The following is a 16,775-nucleotide window of genomic DNA, read 5'->3' as shown; positions in this document are numbered from 1 at the left end:
AAATGATGGAGCAATACAGGGCGACTTCGTACCTGTTCGGGGGTAATGCCCCCTATGTCGAGGAGTTGTACGAGGCTTATCTCGACAACCCCGGTTCGGTGCCGGAAAACTGGCGAGCCTATTTCGATGCGTTGCAGCACGTGCCTGCCGTCGACGGCTCCGAAGCCCGTGACGTGCCCCACGCGCCGGTGATCGAATCCTTCGCGCAGCGTGCCAAGTCCAACGCCTTTGCGGTCAAGACCAGCAGCGCCGACCTGGCCGTCGCCCGAAAGCAGGTCCACGTCCAGTCGCTGATTGCCGCCTATCGTTTCCTCGGTGCCCGTTGGGCCGACCTCGATCCCCTCAAGCGTCAGGAACGTCCCCGCATCCCCGAGCTGGAGCCGGCGTTCTACGACCTCACTGAAAGTGACATGGACATCACTTTCAGTGCCACGAACACCTATTTCACCAAGGCCGAGCAGATGACCCTGCGCGAGATCGTGCAGGCCTTGCGTGACACCTACTGCGGTTCGATCGGTGCGGAATTCATGCACATCACCGATCCGACCGAAAAGCGCTGGTGGCAGGAAAAGCTCGAAAGCACCCGCGCCAAACCCACCTTCACCGCCGAGAAGAAGCGCCACATCCTGGAGCGCCTGACCGCGGCCGAAGGCCTGGAGCGCTTCCTGCACACCAAGTACGTCGGCCAGAAGCGGTTCTCGCTGGAAGGCGGCGAGAGCTTCATTGCCGCGATGGATGAGGTCATCCAGCACGGCGGCAGCAAGGGCGTGCAGGAAATCGTGATCGGCATGGCCCACCGCGGCCGCCTGAACGTGCTGGTCAACACCCTGGGCAAGATGCCCAAGGACCTGTTCGCCGAGTTCGAGCACACCGCCCCCGAGGACCTGCCCGCCGGCGACGTGAAGTACCACCAGGGCTTCTCGAGCGACGTCTCGAGCCCCGGCGGCCCGGTGCACCTGAGCCTGGCGTTCAACCCCTCGCACCTGGAGATCGTCAACCCGGTGGTCGAAGGCTCGGTCAAGGCCCGCCTGGACCGCCGCGGCGACAAGAAGGGCGACCAGGTGCTGCCCGTGCTGGTGCACGGCGACGCCGCCTTCGCCGGGCAGGGCGTCGTGATGGAGACGCTGGCGCTGGCGCAGACCCGCGGCTACTACACCGGCGGCACCCTGCACATCGTCATCAACAACCAGATCGGCTTCACGACCAGCGACCCGCGCGACGCGCGCTCGACGCTGTACTGCACCGACGTCGTCAAGATGATCGAGGCGCCGGTGCTGCACGTCAACGGCGACGACCCCGAAGCCGTGGTGTTCGCCACGCAGCTGGCGCTGGACTACCGCCAGGAGTTCAAGAAGGACGTCGTCGTCGACATCGTCTGCTTCCGCAAGCTGGGCCACAACGAGCAGGACACCCCTGCGCTGACCCAGCCGCTGATGTACAAGAAGATCGCCAAGCACCCCGGCACGCGCAAGCTGTACGCCGACAAGCTGGTGGCGCAGGGCGTGATCGAGGCGCAGGAGCCGGACGAGATGGTCAAGGCCTACCGCGCCGCGATGGACGCCGGCCGTCATACGGTCGACCCGGTCCTGACCAACTACAAGAGCAAGTACGCCGTCGACTGGGCACCGTTCCTCGGCAAGAAGTGGACCGACAGCGCCGACACCGCGCTGCCGCTGGCGGAGATCAAGCGCCTGGCCGAGCGCATCACGACCATCCCCAGCAACTTCAAGCTGCATCCGCTGGTCGAGAAGGTCATCGCCGACCGCGCCGCCATGGGCCGTGGCGAGATCAACGTCGACTGGGGCATGGGCGAGCACTTGGCCTTCGCGTCGCTGGTGGCCAGCGGCTACCCGGTGCGCCTGTCCGGCGAGGACTGCGGCCGCGGCACCTTCACCCACCGCCATGCGGTCCTGCACGACCAGAACCGCGAGAAGTGGGACGAAGGCACCTACATCCCGCTGCAGAACGTGGCCGAGAACCAGGCCCCGTTCACCGTCATCGACTCCATCCTGTCGGAAGAAGCGGTGCTGGGCTTCGAGTACGGCTACGCCTCGGCCGACCCGAACACCCTGGTGATCTGGGAAGCCCAGTTCGGCGACTTCGCGAACTGCGCCCAGGTGGTGATCGACCAGTTCATCGCCTCCGGCGAGGTCAAGTGGGGCCGCGCCAACGGCCTGGTGCTGATGCTGCCGCACGGCTATGAAGGCCAGGGCCCCGAGCACTCGTCGGCGCGCCTGGAGCGCTTCATGCAGCTGGCTGCGGACAACAACATGCAGATCTGCCAGCCGACCACGGCCAGCCAGATCTTCCATGTGCTGCGGCGCCAGATGGTGCGCATGTTCCGCAAGCCGCTGGTGCTGATGACGCCCAAGTCGCTGCTGCGCAACAAGGACGCCACCTCGCCGCTGTCCGAGTTCACCAAGGGCGAGTTCCGCACCGTCATCGGCGAGACCCATGCCGAGATCGACGCTGCCAAGGTCAAGCGCGTGATCATCTGCTCGGGCAAGGTCTACTACGACCTCGTCAAGAAGCGCGAGGAGAAGAAGGCCGGCGACGTCGCGATCATCCGGGTCGAGCAGCTCTATCCGTTCCCGCACAAGGCGTTCGGTGCCGAGCTGAAGAAGTACCCCAACGCGACCGAGCTGGTGTGGTGCCAGGACGAACCGCAGAATCAGGGCGCCTGGTTCTTCGTGCAGCACTACATCCACGAGAACATGACCGAAGGCCAGCGCCTCGGCTACGCCGGCCGTCCGGCGTCGGCCTCTCCGGCCGTCGGTTACGCGCACCTGCACCAGGAGCAGCAGAAGGCGCTGCTGGAGCAGGCGTTCGCCAAGCTCAAAGGCTTCATCCTCACCAAGTAATTTGACGTCACCCGGCGGTCATCGCGGGCGCTGCGCGCCGCGATGACCGTGCGCATACCGCCGGCTGCGGCCGGCATCCTGCGCGGCGCAGATCATCGAAAGACAAGACATGGCAATCGTAGAAGTCAAGGTTCCGCAGCTTTCCGAATCGGTGGCCGAGGCCACGCTGCTGCAATGGAAGAAGAAGGCCGGTGAAGCCGTCTCGGCCGACGAGATCCTGATCGAGATCGAGACCGACAAGGTGGTGCTGGAAGTGCCGGCGCCTTCGGCCGGCGTGCTCACCGAGATCGTCGTCGACGACGGCGGCACGGTGACCTCCGACCAGGTCATCGCCAAGATCGACACCGAAGCCACCGCCGGTGCTGCGGCCCCGGCCCCGGCGCCGGCCCCCGCGGCTGCCGCGCCCGCCCCGGCGCCGGCCGCCGCTGCGGCTCCGGCCAGTGCCTCCAAGGCCGGCGTGGCCATGCCCGCGGCCGCCAAGCTGCTGGCCGACAACAACCTGTCCGCCTCGCAGGTGAGCGGCACCGGCAAGGACGGCCGCATCACCAAGGGCGACGTGCTGGGCGCCATCGCCGCCGGCACCAAGCCCGCCGCCGCGCCGGCGCCGGCCGCGGCCAAGCCGCTGCCGCCGGTGGCCGCGCCGCTGACGCAGAACCTGGGCGACCGCCCCGAGCAGCGCGTGCCGATGAGCCGCCTGCGCGCGCGCATCGCCGAGCGCCTGCTGCAGTCGCAGGCCACCAACGCCATCCTGACCACCTTCAACGAGGTCAACATGGCGCCGGTGATGGAGCTGCGCAAGAAGTACCAGGAGAAGTTCGAGAAGGAACACGGCGTGCGCCTGGGCTTCATGAGCTTCTTCGTCAAGGCCGCGGTCCACGCGCTGAAGAAGTTCCCGATCCTGAACGCCTCGGTCGACGGCACCGACATCATCTACCACGGCTACTTCGACATCGGCATCGCGGTCGGTTCGCCGCGTGGCCTGGTGGTGCCGATCCTGCGCAACGCCGACCAGATGACCTTCGCCGAGATCGAGAAGAAGATCGCCGAGTTCGGCCAGAAGGCCAAGGACGGCAAGCTGAGCCTGGACGAGCTGTCCGGCGGCACGTTCTCGATCTCCAACGGCGGCGTGTTCGGCTCGATGCTGTCCACCCCGATCATCAACCCGCCGCAGTCGGCCATCCTGGGCATCCACGCCACCAAGGACCGCCCGGTGGTCGAGAACGGCCAGATCGTGATCCGTCCGATCAACTACCTGGCCATGTCGTATGACCACCGCATCATCGACGGCCGCGAGGCCGTGCTGGGCCTGGTCGCGATGAAGGAGGCGCTGGAAGATCCGTCGCGCCTGCTGTTCGACATCTGAGCCGGGGACCCCACACGATGAGCAACAAGCAATTCGACGTCGTCGTCATCGGCGGCGGCCCGGGCGGCTACATCGCCGCCATCCGTGCGGCGCAGCTGGGCTTCAACACGGCCTGCATCGACGAGTGGAAGAACGCCAAGGGCGGTCCCGCCCCGGGCGGCACCTGCACCAACGTCGGCTGCATCCCGTCCAAGGCGCTGCTGCAGTCGTCCGAGCACTACGAGCAGGCCGGCCATCACTTTGCCGAGCACGGCATCTCGCTGTCCAACCTGTCGATGGACGTGGCGAAGATGCTGGCCCGCAAGGATGCGGTCGTGAAGCAGAACAACGAAGGCATCCTGTACCTGTTCAAGAAGAACAAGGTGACCTTCTTCCACGGCCGCGGCTCGTTCGTGAAGGCCGGCGGCATCGGCTACGAGCTCAAGGTGTCCGGCGCGAACGAGGAGGTCATCGAGGCCAGGCACGTGATCGTCGCCACCGGCTCCAACGCCCGCGCGCTGCCGGGCGTGCCGTTCGACGAGCAGAACGTCCTGTCCAACGACGGTGCGCTGCGCATCCCCGAGGTGCCGAAGAAGCTGGGCGTGATCGGCTCCGGCGTCATCGGCCTGGAGATGGGCTCGGTGTGGCGCCGCCTGGGCGCCGACGTGACCATCCTCGAGGCACTGCCGACCTTCCTGGGCGCTGCCGACGAGCAGGTCGCCAAGGAGGCGCTCAAGGTCTTCACCAAGCAGGGCCTGAAGATTCAGCTGGGCGTGAAGGTCAACGAGGTCAAGAACGGCGCCAAGGGCGTGACCGTCAGCTACACCGACGCCAAGGGCGAGGCCCAGACGCTGGAGGTCGACAAGCTGATCGTCTCGATCGGCCGCGTGCCCAACACCAACGGCCTGAACCCGGAAGCCGTGGGCCTGAAGCTCGACGAGCGCGGCGCCATCGTGGTCGACGACCAGTGCCGCACCAACCTGCCCAACGTCTGGGCGGTGGGTGACGTGGTGCGCGGCCCGATGCTGGCGCACAAGGCCGAGGAAGAGGGCGTGGCGGTGGCCGAGCGCATCGCCGGCCAGCACGGTCACGTGAACTTCGACACCATCCCGTGGGTGATCTACACCAGCCCCGAGATCGCCTGGGTCGGCAAGACCGAGCAGCAGCTCAAGGCCGAAGGCCGCGCCTACAAGGCCGGCAGCTTCCCGTTCATGGCCAACGGCCGCGCCCGTGCGCTCGGCGACACCACCGGCTTCGTCAAGTTCCTGGCCGATGCCAAGACCGACGAGATCCTCGGCGTGCACATCATCGGGCCGTACGCGTCCGAGCTGATCGCCGAGAGCGTGGTGGCGATGGAGTTCAAGGCCAGCGCCGAGGACATCGCCCGCATCTGCCACGCGCACCCGTCGCTCAGCGAGGCCACCAAGGAGGCGGCGCTGGCGGTGGACAAGCGCACGCTGAACTTCTGAGCCGCGCAGACGGCCAGACGGACCGCCGGGGCGACTTCACCGTCGCCCCTTTTTTTGCTGACACGGTGAGGGGATGGTGAGCGTCACTGAGCTGTACCAACGGACGCTGAAGGAACGCGGCTACCAGAGCGACCCCGCGCAGCTGCGCGGGGTGGCGGCCCTGCAGCGCTGCTACGACGAGTGGCTGGACTACAAGGCGCGCCGCTCGAATCCGATCACCAAGCTGCTGCGGCATCCGCCGCTGCCGCGCGGCGTCTACATGTACGGCGGGGTGGGGCGCGGCAAGAGCTTCCTGATGGACTGCTTCTTCAACGCCGTGCCGCTGCAGCGCAAGACGCGGCTGCACTTCCACGAGTTCATGCGCGAGGTGCACCGCGAGCTGGCCGACCTCAAGGGGACGGTCAACCCGCTGGACGAGCTGGGCAAGCGCATCGCGCGCCGCCACCGGCTGATCTGCTTCGACGAGTTCCACGTCGCCGACGTCACCGACGCGATGATCCTGCACCGCCTGCTCAAGGCGCTGTTCGACCATCGCGTCAGCATCGTCACCACGTCCAACTTCCATCCGGACGACCTGTACCCGAACGGCCTGCACCGCGACCGCATCCTGCCGGCGATCGAGCTGCTCAAGGACAAGCTCGAGGTCATCAACGTCGACAACGGCACCGACTACCGGCGCCGCACGCTGGAGCACGTGCAGCTGTACCACACGCCGCTGGGTCCCGAGGCCGACGCAGCGATGGCGCGCGCCTTCGACCAGCTGGCCGAGGTGCGCGACGAGGACAACGTGCTGCACATCGAGCACCGCGAGATCCGCGCACGCCGGCGCGCCGGCGGGGTGGTGTGGTTCGATTTCCAGACCCTGTGCGGCAGCCCGCGTTCGCAGAACGACTACCTGGAGCTGGCGGCGCAGTTCCACACGCTGCTGCTGTCCAACGTGCCGCAGATGCCGCCCAAGCTGGCGTCCGAGGCGCGCCGCTTCACCTGGCTGGTCGACGTGCTGTACGACCGTCGCGTGAAGCTCATCATGTCGGCGGCGGTGCCGCCCGAGCAGCTCTACGCCGAAGGGCCGCTGGCGCACGAGTTCCCGCGCACGGTCTCGCGCCTGCACGAGATGCAGTCGAAGGAATTCCTGTCGGAGGCCAGGCGCGACGTCGACACGCGCCTGACCTGAGCGGCGCGCGCCGCCTCAGCTGCTCAGCAGCTCGACGCGCACGATCGCCAGCGACAGGTTGTCGCCGCTGCCGCGGGCACGCTGGCGTGCCTTGGTGACCAGCATCTCGCTGGCATCGCGCGGCGGCAGCGTGTTGACGATGGCGCCCAGCTCGCGCGGGCTGAAGTAGTGCCACAACCCGTCGGTGCACGCCATCACGGTGTCGCCGATCTCCAGCCGGTCGATGTGCGCCAGCGTCAGGGGCGGGTCCTGGAAGGTGCCCAGGCAGCCGGTCAGGAGGTTGGACTGCGGGTGGACGTTGGCCTCGTCCTCGGTGATCTGGCCCTCGTCGACCAGGCGCTGCACGTAGGAGTGGTCCTTGGTGCGGCTGACCATCTCCGGGCCGCGGAAGTGGTACACGCGGGAATCGCCGGCATGGATGATGTGGCATTCCCGGTTGGGGTTGATCAGGAAGGCGGCCACCGTGCTGTGAGGCTCTTCCTCGGCAGTGATGGCGGTCAGCTTGATCATCAGGTGCGATTCCAGCACCAGCTGCTTGAGCGTCTCGGTCGGGTCGTCGACCGCCGGGGAGTAGCGGTCGAACAGCTGGCGGGCGGTGAGGATGACCTGGTCGGAGGCCTTGCGTCCGCCGCTCTTGCCGCCCATGCCGTCGGCGACCACCGCCATCAGGCAGCCGGAGACCCGGGGGTGCGCCAGCACCTCCACCTGGTCTTGCTGGTACATGCGATCGCCGCGGTGGATGGCGGTCGCTGCCGCGAGGCGGTAGCCTTTGGATGCCTTGGTGGGTGAGCTCATGGTCAGCAGATGAAAACTGACCAAAACTATAATGCACCGCACCCGATTCCCGCCCCCACGGATTCCCGCCTGGGTCCGCGCGGACCGGCCTTCCGACCGGCATGCCATGGACGACAACCTGCACTCCCCGCAGCGACGGCTGATCGAGCTGCGCATGGAGCATGCCGATCTGGACAGCCTGATCGACCGGGCCGAAGTCCATCGCCCCCTGGACGAACTCGCGTTGCGCCGCCTGAAGAAACGGCGCCTGCTGCTGCGCGACCAGATCGCGCGACTGGAGGCCCTGCTGGAACCCCAAGAGCCGGCATGACGGACCGGCACCCCGACGACGGCCCGCTGGTGCAGGCGGTGCTCGATGCCTTTTCGGCCGATGGCGCCCTGGCCCAGGCCGACCCGCACTACCGCGAGCGCGCCGCGCAGACCGAGCTGGCCTGCGCGATCGCCCGCGCGGTGGAAGCACGCCGCCCCATCGTCGCCGAGGCCGGCACCGGCGTCGGCAAGACCTACGCCTACCTGGTGCCCGCACTGCTGGCCGACGGGCGCGTGCTGGTCAGCACCGCGACCAAGAGCCTGCAGGACCAGCTGTTCCTGCGCGACCTGCCGCACGTGCGCGACGCGCTGCAGATGCCGGTGCAGCTGGCGCTGCTCAAGGGCCGCGGCAGCTACCTGTGCCTGCACCGCCTGCAGCAGGCGCGCCAGTCCGCCACGCTGCCCGACCGCTTTGCGGTGCGTGCGCTGGCGCGCATCGAGGAATGGGCCCAGTCCACCCGCAGCGGTGACCTCGCCGAGCTCGAGGGCCTGGACGACCGCTCCCCGGTGATCCCGCTGGTCACGTCCTCGCGCGACAACTGCCTGGGCTCGGACTGCCCGAGCTACCGCAGCTGCCACGTGATGAAGGCGCGGCGCGAGGCGCTCGCGGCCGACGTGGTGGTGGTCAACCATCACCTGTTCTTCGCCGACCTCGCGCTGCGCGAGACCGGCATGGCCGAACTGCTGCCCAGCGTCGACGTGGTGATCTTCGACGAGGCACACCAGCTCACCGAGGCGGGCGTCTCGTTCCTCGGCACCACGCTCGGCACCGCGCAGGTGATCGACTTCGGGCGCGACATGCTGGCCGCCGGGCTGCAGCATGCGCGCGGGCTGCGCTCGTGGTCGGAGCTGGCCGCGGCCTGCGAGAAGGCGGCGCGCGACCTGCGCCTGGCGGCGGCCGGGCCGCTGCGCGACGTGCGCGGCACGCTGAAGCTGCGCTGGCAGGATCGCGCCGGGCGGGCCGAGTTCGTGCAGGCCCTGTGTGCGCTCAACGAGCAGCTGCGCACCGCGGCCGAGGCGCTGGAGGCGGTGGCCGAGGTGGCGCCCGACTTCCCGCGCCTGCAGGAGCGCGCGGCCGAGCTGGCCTCGCGCACCCGGCTGTTCCTGAAGGAGGGCGACCCCGGCGTCGTGCGCTGGATCGACATCAGCGCGCAGCAGGCGCGGCTGGTGGAGTCGCCGCTGGACATCCGCGCCGCGATGCGCGAGCAGCTCGAGGCTTCGCCCAAGGCCTGGATCTTCACCTCCGCCACGCTGGGCGACGACGAGCGGCTGTCCTGGTTCACCGAACCGGCCGGGCTGGACGATGCGCAGACGCTGCGCGTGGGCAGCCCGTTCGACTATCCGGCGCATGCGCGGGTGTACGTGCCGCGCCAGTTCCCCAAGCCCAACGAGAGTGCCCATCCGGGCGCGGTCGCGGCGCTGGCGGCGAAGCTGGCGGCGGCTGCGGGCGGGCGCACCTTCGTGCTGACCACCACCTTGCGCGCGCTGCAGCAGATCGGCGAGGCACTGCGGGAGCGCTTCGAGGCCGAGGGCCTGCCGATCGAGGTGCTGGTGCAGGGCGCGGCACCCAAGCGCCAGCTGATGCAGCGCTTCCTCGAGCGGCACGGCGCGGCGGTGTCGCTGGCCACCTCGGGATGGCCGGGGCCCGCGTCGCTGCCGGCGGCGGGGCAGGGCGCGGTGCTGGTCGGCTCGCAGACCTTCTGGGAAGGCATCGACGTGCCCGGCGAGGCCTTGCAGTGCGTCGTGATCGACAAGCTGCCGTTCCCGCCGCCCAACGACCCGCTGGTGGAGGCGCGCGTCAGGCGGCTCGAGAGCGAGGGCCGCAATGCGTTCAACGAGTATTTCGTCGCCGAGGCCGCGGTGGCGCTGAAGCAGGGCGCCGGGCGGCTGATCCGCACCGAGAGCGACCGCGGCCTGCTGGTGGTGTGCGACCCGCGCATGGCCGTCATGGGCTATGGCCGGCGGCTGCTCGCGGCGCTGCCGCCGATGCGGCGGGTCGCGACGGAAGAGGAGGCGCTGTCGTGGTTGCGCCAGCTGCGCGAGGAGGGCGCCGGCACCTGAGCGCCGGCGTTCAGGACCTCACCAGAGCTGCCACCAGGGCTTGTCCTGTTCCCGGGCCTGCAGGCCCTGCGTGAGGTAGGGGCTGTCCGGGAAGCTGGTCTTGAGCACGCGCTCCGCGTCGTCGCGCAGCTGCTCGAGGCCCAGCCGGTCGTAGCTGCGCGCGAGGATGTACAGCGCTTCCTCGATCGCCGGCGACTCCTGGTAGCCCTGGATCGCGGCCTGCGCGCGGTTCGCGGCGGCGAGGTAGGCGCCACGCCGGAAGTAGTAGCGTGCCACATGCACCTCGTAGGCCGCCAGCGAATTGACGATGTAGTTCATCCGCAGCTTCGCGTCGGGCGCATAGGTCGACGACGGGAACTGCTCGACCAGCTGCTTGAACGACTGGAATGCTTCCTTGGCCGCCTGCTGGTCGCGCTCGGACAGGTCCTGGCGCGACAGGCTGCCGAACAGGCCGAGGTTGTCGTTGAAGTTCACCAGCCCGCGCAGGTACAGCGCATAGTCCAGCGCCGGGCTGCTCGGGTGCAGCTTGATGAAGCGGTCGAGCGTGGCCAGCGCCTGCGCGCGTTCGCCGGTGCGGTAGTAGGCGTAGGCCAGCTCCAGCTGCGCCTGCTGCGACAGCAGGGTGCCGGCCGCGCGCCCTTCGAGGCGTTCGTAGAACTTGATGGCACGCTCGTAGTTGCCGGCCGCGGCCTCGTCCCGGGCCTCTGAATACAATTTCTCGTTCGACATGCCGGCGGTCTCGTCCTTCGGCGTCGACGAACAACCCGCCAGCATGGCCAGCGCGATCGCAGCGCCCCACGCGGACACCGACAAGCGGGACATACGCTTCACCTCACCCGGCACAGCAACCATAAGACACGCATGGGCGGCACCAGCGGCCGCCGTCAAAGAAGGATCGGGAATTCTATATGCTTCCCCCACGACGCCCCGGTGCGCCGCAGGGCCTTGAAACCGAGGCGGACGACGAACCCCAGGAGGTGGAGCGGCGCGCGGCCCAGGTCGGCATCGCCCAGCATGGCCTGCGCCTGGACAAGCTGCTGGTGGACATCGCCGGCGAGTTCTCGCGCAGTCACCTGCAGCGCCTGATCGACGACGGCTGCGTGCAGGTCGACGGGCGCGTCGTGACGGTGGCCAGCCGCAAGGTGCAGGCCGGCCAGCAGGTGGTCGTGGAGCTGCGCCCCACCGCCGAGAGCCAGGCCTTCCGCCCCGAACCGGTCCCGCTGGACATCCGCCACGAGGACGAGCACCTCATCGTGCTGCACAAGCCGGCGGGGCTGGTCGTGCACCCGGCCGCGGGCAACTGGTCCGGCACGCTGCTCAACGGGCTGCTGGCCCACCATCCCGGCGCGGCCGCACTGCCGCGTGCCGGCATCGTGCACCGGCTCGACAAGGACACCAGCGGGCTGATGGTGGTCGGCAAGACGCTCGAGGCGGTGACGGCCCTGGTGCGCGCGATCGCGGCGCGCGAGGTGCGACGCGAGTACCTTGCGCTGGTGCACGGCGAGATCCGTGATCCGGCAGCGCTGGCGAGCATCGACGCGCCGATCGGCCGCGACCCGCAGTCGCGCGTGCGCATGGCGGTGGTCGCCGGCGGCAAGCCGGCCCGCACCGACGTGACGGTGCAGGCCGTGCGGGACGGCGTCACGGCCGTCGCATGCCGGCTGCACACCGGGCGCACGCACCAGATCCGCGTGCACCTGGCGCACCGCGGCCATCCGCTGGTGGGCGACGCGCTGTACGGCGGCAGGCCCCTGCTCGGGCTGACGCGGCAGGCCCTGCATGCCTGGCGACTGGGGCTGGCCCACCCCGTGGGTGGCGCAGCGCTGTCGTTCGAGGCGGCGCCGCCGGACGATTTCGCGCGCGCCTGGGATGCCGTCGCCGGAGCACGGGTGTGACGCAGGAGACACAGATCGCAGGAAGTTTCGGGCCTGTCAGCCGGCTTGGATACAATGCGGGCGAGGTATTCATTCACCGCCAGCCCGCAGGCACCCGGATTCCAGACCCGGCAGACCTTGCAAGGCCAGGGCAGCCGCCAGGGCACTTGGCGCGCTGCGGCGGACCCCAGGCACGCATCGCAGACCCTGCTTGACCAGCGTCCGGCACGTTGGCCGCCCGCTGCAACCTTCTGCGCAAGGCGCGCCGGCCGCCCCACCCGGTTGAGGACGACAAACGACGATCCATGAACACGCAGGATGCCAAGCGCGTCCTTGAGACCGCGCTGATCTGTGCACACCAGCCCCTGCCGCTGCGTGACATGCGGACCCTGTTCAACGACGAACTGGGCGCCGACACGATCCGCATGCTGCTCGACGAACTGGCGCGCGACTGGGAGGGCCGCGGTGTCGAGCTGGTGGCGGTGGCCAGCGGCTGGCGGTTCCAGAGCCGGCCCGAGATGCGCGAATACCTCGACCGCCTGAACCCGGAGAAGCCGCCCAAGTACTCGCGCGCGACGATGGAGACGCTGGCCATCATCGCCTACCGCCAGCCGGTCACGCGCGGCGACATCGAGGACATCCGGGGCGTGACGGTCAGCAGCCAGATCATCAAGCAGCTCGAGGAGCGAGGCTGGATCGACGTGATCGGCTACCGCGAGGCACCCGGCCGGCCGGCCCTCTATGCGACGACCAAGCAGTTCCTGGACGACCTGGGGCTGGCATCGCTGGACCAGCTGCCCGCGCTCGAAGGCATGGCCCACGCCGCCGAGGCGCTGGCCCGGCAGGGCGAGCCCGAGCAGCCCTCGCTGCTGGACGGCGAGGAGCCGCAGGCCGCGGGCGAGGAGGGGGCCGCGCCTGCCGAGGCGCAGGCGGCCCACCCGCATGCCACCGTGGCGCCGCAGGCAAACGAGGCTTCCACCGGCGCGGACGAAGGCGCCGGCGAGCCGCCTGCGGGCACGCCGGATGCCACGGCTGATGCCGAACCCCCATCCGCGGCGCAGGCGGCACCGGCCGAAGCCGCCGCTGCGCCCGAGCCCGACACCGAAGCGCCCGCCCAGGCCGCGGCGGATGCCGGGTCCGCAACCGCCGAGACCGCCGTCGCGTTCCCGCCGGCCGAGGCCGCGCCGCAGCCGCCAGCCGAGGCCGCGGACGCGTCGGGCACGGCCGACGATGACCGTGCCGCGCCCGAGGCCCGGAACGAGGCCCCCGGCTTCGATGCCGAACCGACCGAACCCGCTGCCGCCGAACCGGGCAGCGTAGACAACGACACCGATTCCAGCGCTCCCGAAGCGACTCGCCATGAACTCTGATTCGCAAGAACTGCCTCCGATGCCCGCACCGGACAGCGCCGCCGACGCCGCCGAGAGCGTCGCCGAGGCCAAGCCCAAGCGCCGCAGCAGCCCGCGCAAGCCCAAGGCCGAGCCGGTGACGGACGCCGCGCCGGGCGGCGACGAGGCCCCGTCCACGGAAACGCCGCCTGCTGCCAAGAAGACCACGCGCCGCCGCAAGGCGGCTGCCGCGGCGCAGGAGGCGGACGCGGCGCCGGCCGCGGCGTCGGCCGGGGCCGCGCAGGACGCCGTGCCGGCTGCAGAGGCGACGACTGCTGCGGCGCAAGCGGCTGCGCCTGCCGGCGAGGCCGGTTCCGACGAAGCGGCCTCCGCCGTGCAGGCATCGCCCGAAGGCGAAGCGGCTGCACCGCGCGAAGGCGGCTCGCGCCGCCGGCGCGACCGCCGCGGCCGTCGCGGCGGCGAGCGTGCGCAGGCTCAGGCCCAGGGTGAGGCTGCTGCCGGGGGCGAGGACACCGCGCGCGGCCATGGCAACGCGCCGCAGCCGTCCCGCCACAAGGGGGGCAAGGGCGGTGCGGCGCAGCTGGCGCAGGAGCGCTTTGCCGACGTGCTGGCCGGTCACTTCGATGTCGAGGACGAGGCTGACGTGGCCGAGGCCCCGCCGCCCAAGCGGGTGCTGCAGCCCGAGCCGGATGCGCCCAAGCTGCACAAGGTGCTGGCGCAGGCCGGCATCGGCTCGCGCCGCGACATGGAGCAGCTGATCCTCGAGGGCCGCATTTCGGTCAACGGCGAGCCGGCCCACATCGGGCAGCGCATCTCCTACGGCGACCAGGTGCGCGTCAACGGCAAGCCGATCAAGGTGCGCATCGCGCCGCCGCCGCCGCGCGTGCTGGCCTACCACAAGCCCGCGGGCGAGGTCGTCACGCACGACGACCCGCAGAACCGGCCGACGGTGTTCCGCCGCCTGCCCAAGCTGTCGCAGGGCAAGTGGCAGTCGGTCGGGCGCCTGGACCTCAACACCGAGGGCCTGCTGCTGTTCACCAACTCGGGCGAGCTGGCCAACCAGCTGATGCACCCGCGGTTCGGCGTCGAGCGCGAGTACGCGGTGCGCGTGCTGGGGGTGCTCGACGACGAATCGCGCGCCCGGCTGCTCGAAGGCGTGAAGATCGACGGCCAGCCGGCCGCCTTCAAGTCCATCGAGGACGGTGGCGGCGAGGGCGCGAACCGCTGGTACCGGGTGGTCATCACCGAGGGCCGCAACCGCGAGGTGCGCCGCATGTTCGAGGCGGTCGGGCTGACGGTCAGCCGCCTGATCCGCATCCGCTACGGCACGGTGGTGCTGCCGCGCGGGCTCAAGCGCGGCGTGTGGGTCGAGCTGGACAAGGACGACGTGCAGGCGATCCGTCGCCTGGCCGGCGGCACGCAGGCCGGGCCCGGCGCCGAAGGCGGCAAGGCGGCCAAGGGCGAGAAGCGCCAGGGCGGCAAGGGCCGCGGCAAGGGGCGCGGCAACGCGCGCGCCGCGGCGGGGCCCGATCCGCTGCAACAGACCTTCGACAAGCGGTTCCGCTCGGGGGGCGGCAACGGCGGCGGCAGCACGCGCATTCCCGATCCGCTGGAGCAGACCTACGACAAGCGCTTCGTCCAGGCTGCCCGCAAGGGGGGCGCGCCGCGCCAGCCCGACCCGATGCAGACCAGTGTCGGCTACATCGGCGGCGATGCGTTCTACCGCAAGACGCAGGGTGGCAAGGGCGGTGGCCGCGGCAAGGGCGGCAAGCGTGGCGGAAGGGGCCGTTGACGGTCACCCCACCCGCCGGATGCCCTTGACCCGCGCTGGAAATAGCGGCGCCTGCCTGGGGAAAACCCCCGTGCGGGCGTTACAATGAAAAGCTTTGCCAAGTACTTGATTTCAGGAGAACTTTCATGGCGGTCGAACGCACTCTGTCGATCATCAAACCCGATGCCGTGGCCAAGAACGTGATCGGCCAGATCTACTCTCGTTTCGAAGGCGCGGGTCTGAAGATCGTGGCGGCCAAGATGGTGCATCTGTCGCGCGGCGAGGCCGAGCAGTTCTACGCCGTGCACAAGGAGCGTCCCTTCTTCAAGGACCTGGTCGAGTTCATGATCTCCGGCCCGGTGATGGTGCAGGTGCTCGAAGGCGAGAACGCCATCGCCAAGAACCGCGAACTGATGGGCGCCACCGATCCGAAGAAGGCCGAGAAGGGCACCATCCGTGCCGACTTCGCGGAGAGCATCGACGCCAACGCCGTGCACGGCTCCGACGGTCCCGAAACCGCGGCTGCCGAAGTGGCGTTCTTCTTCCCCGGCATGAACATCTACAGCCGCTGAGCGCGGTTGTAGCCACTGCATCCTCGAACGAGGAAGGCACATGACCGTCAACCTACTGGATTTCGATCTCGACAGGCTGGCGGTCTACTGCGAGCAGCTGGGCGAGAAGCGCTTCCGCGCGACCCAGCTGTTCCGCTGGATCCACCAGAAGGGCGCGTCGGACTTCGAGCAGATGTCCGACCTCGCCAAGTCCCTGCGCCAGAAGCTGGCCGGCGTGGCCGAAGTGCGTGCGCTGCCGGTGCTGGCCGAGCAGGCGTCCGCCGACGGCACCATCAAGTGGCTGTTCGACGTGGGCAACGGCAATGCCGTCGAGTCCGTCTTCATTCCCGAGGACGACCGCGGCACGCTGTGCGTGTCCTCGCAGGCCGGCTGTGCGGTCGGCTGCCGTTTCTGCTCCACGGGGCACCAGGGGTTCAGCCGCAACCTGACCACCGGCGAGATCCTCGCCCAGCTCTGGTACGCCGAGCACCACCTGCGCCAGCGCCTGAACCTGGCCCCGGGCGAGCGCGCCATCACGAACGTCGTGATGATGGGCATGGGCGAGCCGCTGCAGAACTACTCGGCGCTGGTGCCGGCCCTGCGGGTGATGCTCGACGACCACGGCTACGGGCTGTCGCGCCGGCGCGTGACGGTGTCCACCTCCGGCGTGGTGCCGATGATCGACCGGCTGCGCCAGGACTGCCCGGTGGCGCTGGCCGTGTCGCTGCATGCGCCCAACGACACGCTGCGCGACGAGCTGGTGCCGCTGAACCGCAAGTACCCGATCGCCGAGCTGCTCGACGCCTGCAACCGCTACCTCGAGACCGCGCCGCGCGACTTCATCACCTTCGAGTACTGCATGCTCGACGGCGTGAACGACACCGAGGCGCATGCGCGCGAGCTGCTGGCGCTGCTCAAGGGGCGGGTGGCCTGCAAGCTGAACCTGATTCCCTTCAATCCCTTCCCCTCCTCGGGCCTGAAACGGTCTGCGCGTCCCCAGGTGCAGGCCTTCGCGAAGGTGCTGATGGATGCTGGTATCGTCACGACCGTTCGCAAGACGCGAGGAGACGACATTGACGCGGCTTGCGGTCAGCTGGCCGGCGAGGTCCAGGACCGTACCAACGTGCAGCAGCGCCTGACCCGCCAGCCGATACGCATCCATGCAACGACCGGCTCGAGCCGGCAGGAGAAGAGACGATGACGTTGGGTCGGCACGCAT

13 protein-coding genes are annotated in these 16,775 nt (G+C 69.4%); 11 read left to right on the top strand and 2 right to left on the bottom strand.

Going from position 1 to position 16,775, the window contains the following annotated elements; genetic code table 11:
* The first annotated feature begins 2 nt into the window (after positions 1-2).
* From IS481_RS10015 to zapE, 4 genes are all read left to right on the top strand, one after another.
* Positions 3-2,861: a 2-oxoglutarate dehydrogenase E1 component gene (locus IS481_RS10015; protein ID WP_104358985.1), complete on the top strand. Its 2,859-nt coding sequence runs from the start codon at positions 3-5 to the stop codon at positions 2,859-2,861.
* 109 nt (positions 2,862-2,970) lie between these two features.
* Positions 2,971-4,224, top strand: a complete 1,254-nt coding sequence (gene odhB / locus IS481_RS10010; protein WP_114699313.1) for a 2-oxoglutarate dehydrogenase complex dihydrolipoyllysine-residue succinyltransferase — start codon at positions 2,971-2,973, stop codon at positions 4,222-4,224.
* Positions 4,225-4,241: 17 nt separating this feature from the next.
* Positions 4,242-5,672 carry a dihydrolipoyl dehydrogenase gene (gene lpdA, locus IS481_RS10005; protein WP_104358982.1) on the top strand — a complete coding sequence of 477 codons (1,431 nt, stop codon included), beginning with the start codon at positions 4,242-4,244 and terminating at the stop codon, positions 5,670-5,672.
* Between the two features lie 73 nt (positions 5,673-5,745).
* Positions 5,746-6,846, top strand: coding sequence for a cell division protein ZapE (gene zapE, locus IS481_RS10000; protein WP_104358981.1), 1,101 nt, complete (start codon positions 5,746-5,748; stop codon positions 6,844-6,846).
* A gap of 15 nt (positions 6,847-6,861) precedes the next feature.
* Here zapE and IS481_RS09995 read toward each other — a convergent pair whose 3' ends face one another.
* Positions 6,862-7,641, bottom strand: a complete 780-nt coding sequence (locus IS481_RS09995) for a PP2C family protein-serine/threonine phosphatase (RefSeq protein WP_104358980.1) — start codon at positions 7,639-7,641, stop codon at positions 6,862-6,864.
* A gap of 106 nt (positions 7,642-7,747) precedes the next feature.
* Between IS481_RS09995 and IS481_RS09990 the strand changes: the two genes are divergently transcribed.
* Together IS481_RS09990 and IS481_RS09985 are read left to right on the top strand one after the other, a co-directional pair.
* Entirely contained in the window at positions 7,748-7,951 is a 204-nt protein-coding gene (locus IS481_RS09990) for a DUF465 domain-containing protein (RefSeq protein ID WP_104358979.1), read from the top strand.
* On the top strand, positions 7,948-10,011 hold the full coding sequence (locus IS481_RS09985) for a DNA repair helicase YoaA (RefSeq protein ID WP_104358978.1): 2,064 nt from the start codon (positions 7,948-7,950) through the stop codon (positions 10,009-10,011). The genes IS481_RS09990 and IS481_RS09985 overlap by 4 nt, the downstream gene beginning before the upstream one ends.
* 18 nt (positions 10,012-10,029) lie before the next feature.
* On the opposite strand, the gene IS481_RS09980 is transcribed toward IS481_RS09985, so the two are convergent.
* Positions 10,030-10,833: an outer membrane protein assembly factor BamD gene (locus IS481_RS09980; protein WP_104358977.1), complete on the bottom strand. Its 804-nt coding sequence runs from the start codon at positions 10,831-10,833 to the stop codon at positions 10,030-10,032.
* Positions 10,834-10,919: 86 nt separating this feature from the next.
* On the opposite strand from IS481_RS09980, the gene IS481_RS09975 reads away from it, so the two are divergent.
* From IS481_RS09975 to rlmN, 5 genes are all read left to right on the top strand, one after another.
* Complete coding sequence (locus tag IS481_RS09975; RefSeq protein ID WP_104358976.1) at positions 10,920-11,906, top strand: RluA family pseudouridine synthase; 987 nt, start codon at positions 10,920-10,922, stop codon at positions 11,904-11,906.
* A gap of 284 nt (positions 11,907-12,190) precedes the next feature.
* A complete protein-coding gene (gene scpB / locus IS481_RS09970; RefSeq protein WP_104358975.1) occupies positions 12,191-13,255 on the top strand; it encodes an SMC-Scp complex subunit ScpB in 1,065 nt (354 codons plus the stop codon).
* Complete coding sequence (gene rluB / locus IS481_RS09965) at positions 13,245-15,026, top strand: 23S rRNA pseudouridine(2605) synthase RluB (protein WP_419186836.1); 1,782 nt, start codon at positions 13,245-13,247, stop codon at positions 15,024-15,026. The genes scpB and rluB overlap by 11 nt, the downstream gene beginning before the upstream one ends.
* Before the next feature lie 125 nt (positions 15,027-15,151).
* Positions 15,152-15,577: a nucleoside-diphosphate kinase gene (gene ndk, locus IS481_RS09960; RefSeq protein WP_104358973.1), complete on the top strand. Its 426-nt coding sequence runs from the start codon at positions 15,152-15,154 to the stop codon at positions 15,575-15,577.
* Between the two features lie 40 nt (positions 15,578-15,617).
* Positions 15,618-16,757 (top strand): dual-specificity RNA methyltransferase RlmN, encoded by a 1,140-nt coding sequence (gene rlmN / locus IS481_RS09955; protein WP_104358972.1) that lies wholly within the window; start codon positions 15,618-15,620, stop codon positions 16,755-16,757.
* Positions 16,758-16,775 lie beyond the last annotated feature (18 nt).

The organism is Caldimonas thermodepolymerans (genome assembly GCF_015476235.1).
Classification (GTDB): domain Bacteria; phylum Pseudomonadota; class Gammaproteobacteria; order Burkholderiales; family Burkholderiaceae_C; genus Caldimonas; species Caldimonas thermodepolymerans.
The sequence above is the reverse complement of the archived record's forward strand: the minus strand, read 5'-3'. Positions and strand labels throughout refer to the sequence as shown.

Excerpts from the sequence above, each read along its gene's own strand:
- IS481_RS10015 (WP_104358985.1), top strand. The coding sequence starts at position 3 with ATGATGGAGCAATACAGGGCGACTTCGTACCTGTTCGGGGGTAATGCC.
- odhB (WP_114699313.1), top strand. The coding sequence starts at position 2,971 with ATGGCAATCGTAGAAGTCAAGGTTCCGCAGCTTTCCGAATCGGTGGCC.
- lpdA (WP_104358982.1), top strand. The coding sequence starts at position 4,242 with ATGAGCAACAAGCAATTCGACGTCGTCGTCATCGGCGGCGGCCCGGGC.
- zapE (WP_104358981.1), top strand. The coding sequence starts at position 5,746 with ATGGTGAGCGTCACTGAGCTGTACCAACGGACGCTGAAGGAACGCGGC.
- IS481_RS09995 (WP_104358980.1), bottom strand. The coding sequence starts at position 7,641 with ATGAGCTCACCCACCAAGGCATCCAAAGGCTACCGCCTCGCGGCAGCG.
- IS481_RS09990 (WP_104358979.1), top strand. The coding sequence starts at position 7,748 with ATGGACGACAACCTGCACTCCCCGCAGCGACGGCTGATCGAGCTGCGC.
- IS481_RS09985 (WP_104358978.1), top strand. The coding sequence starts at position 7,948 with ATGACGGACCGGCACCCCGACGACGGCCCGCTGGTGCAGGCGGTGCTC.
- IS481_RS09980 (WP_104358977.1), bottom strand. The coding sequence starts at position 10,833 with ATGTCCCGCTTGTCGGTGTCCGCGTGGGGCGCTGCGATCGCGCTGGCC.
- IS481_RS09975 (WP_104358976.1), top strand. The coding sequence starts at position 10,920 with ATGCTTCCCCCACGACGCCCCGGTGCGCCGCAGGGCCTTGAAACCGAG.
- scpB (WP_104358975.1), top strand. The coding sequence starts at position 12,191 with ATGAACACGCAGGATGCCAAGCGCGTCCTTGAGACCGCGCTGATCTGT.
- rluB (WP_419186836.1), top strand. The coding sequence starts at position 13,245 with ATGAACTCTGATTCGCAAGAACTGCCTCCGATGCCCGCACCGGACAGC.
- ndk (WP_104358973.1), top strand. The coding sequence starts at position 15,152 with ATGGCGGTCGAACGCACTCTGTCGATCATCAAACCCGATGCCGTGGCC.
- rlmN (WP_104358972.1), top strand. The coding sequence starts at position 15,618 with ATGACCGTCAACCTACTGGATTTCGATCTCGACAGGCTGGCGGTCTAC.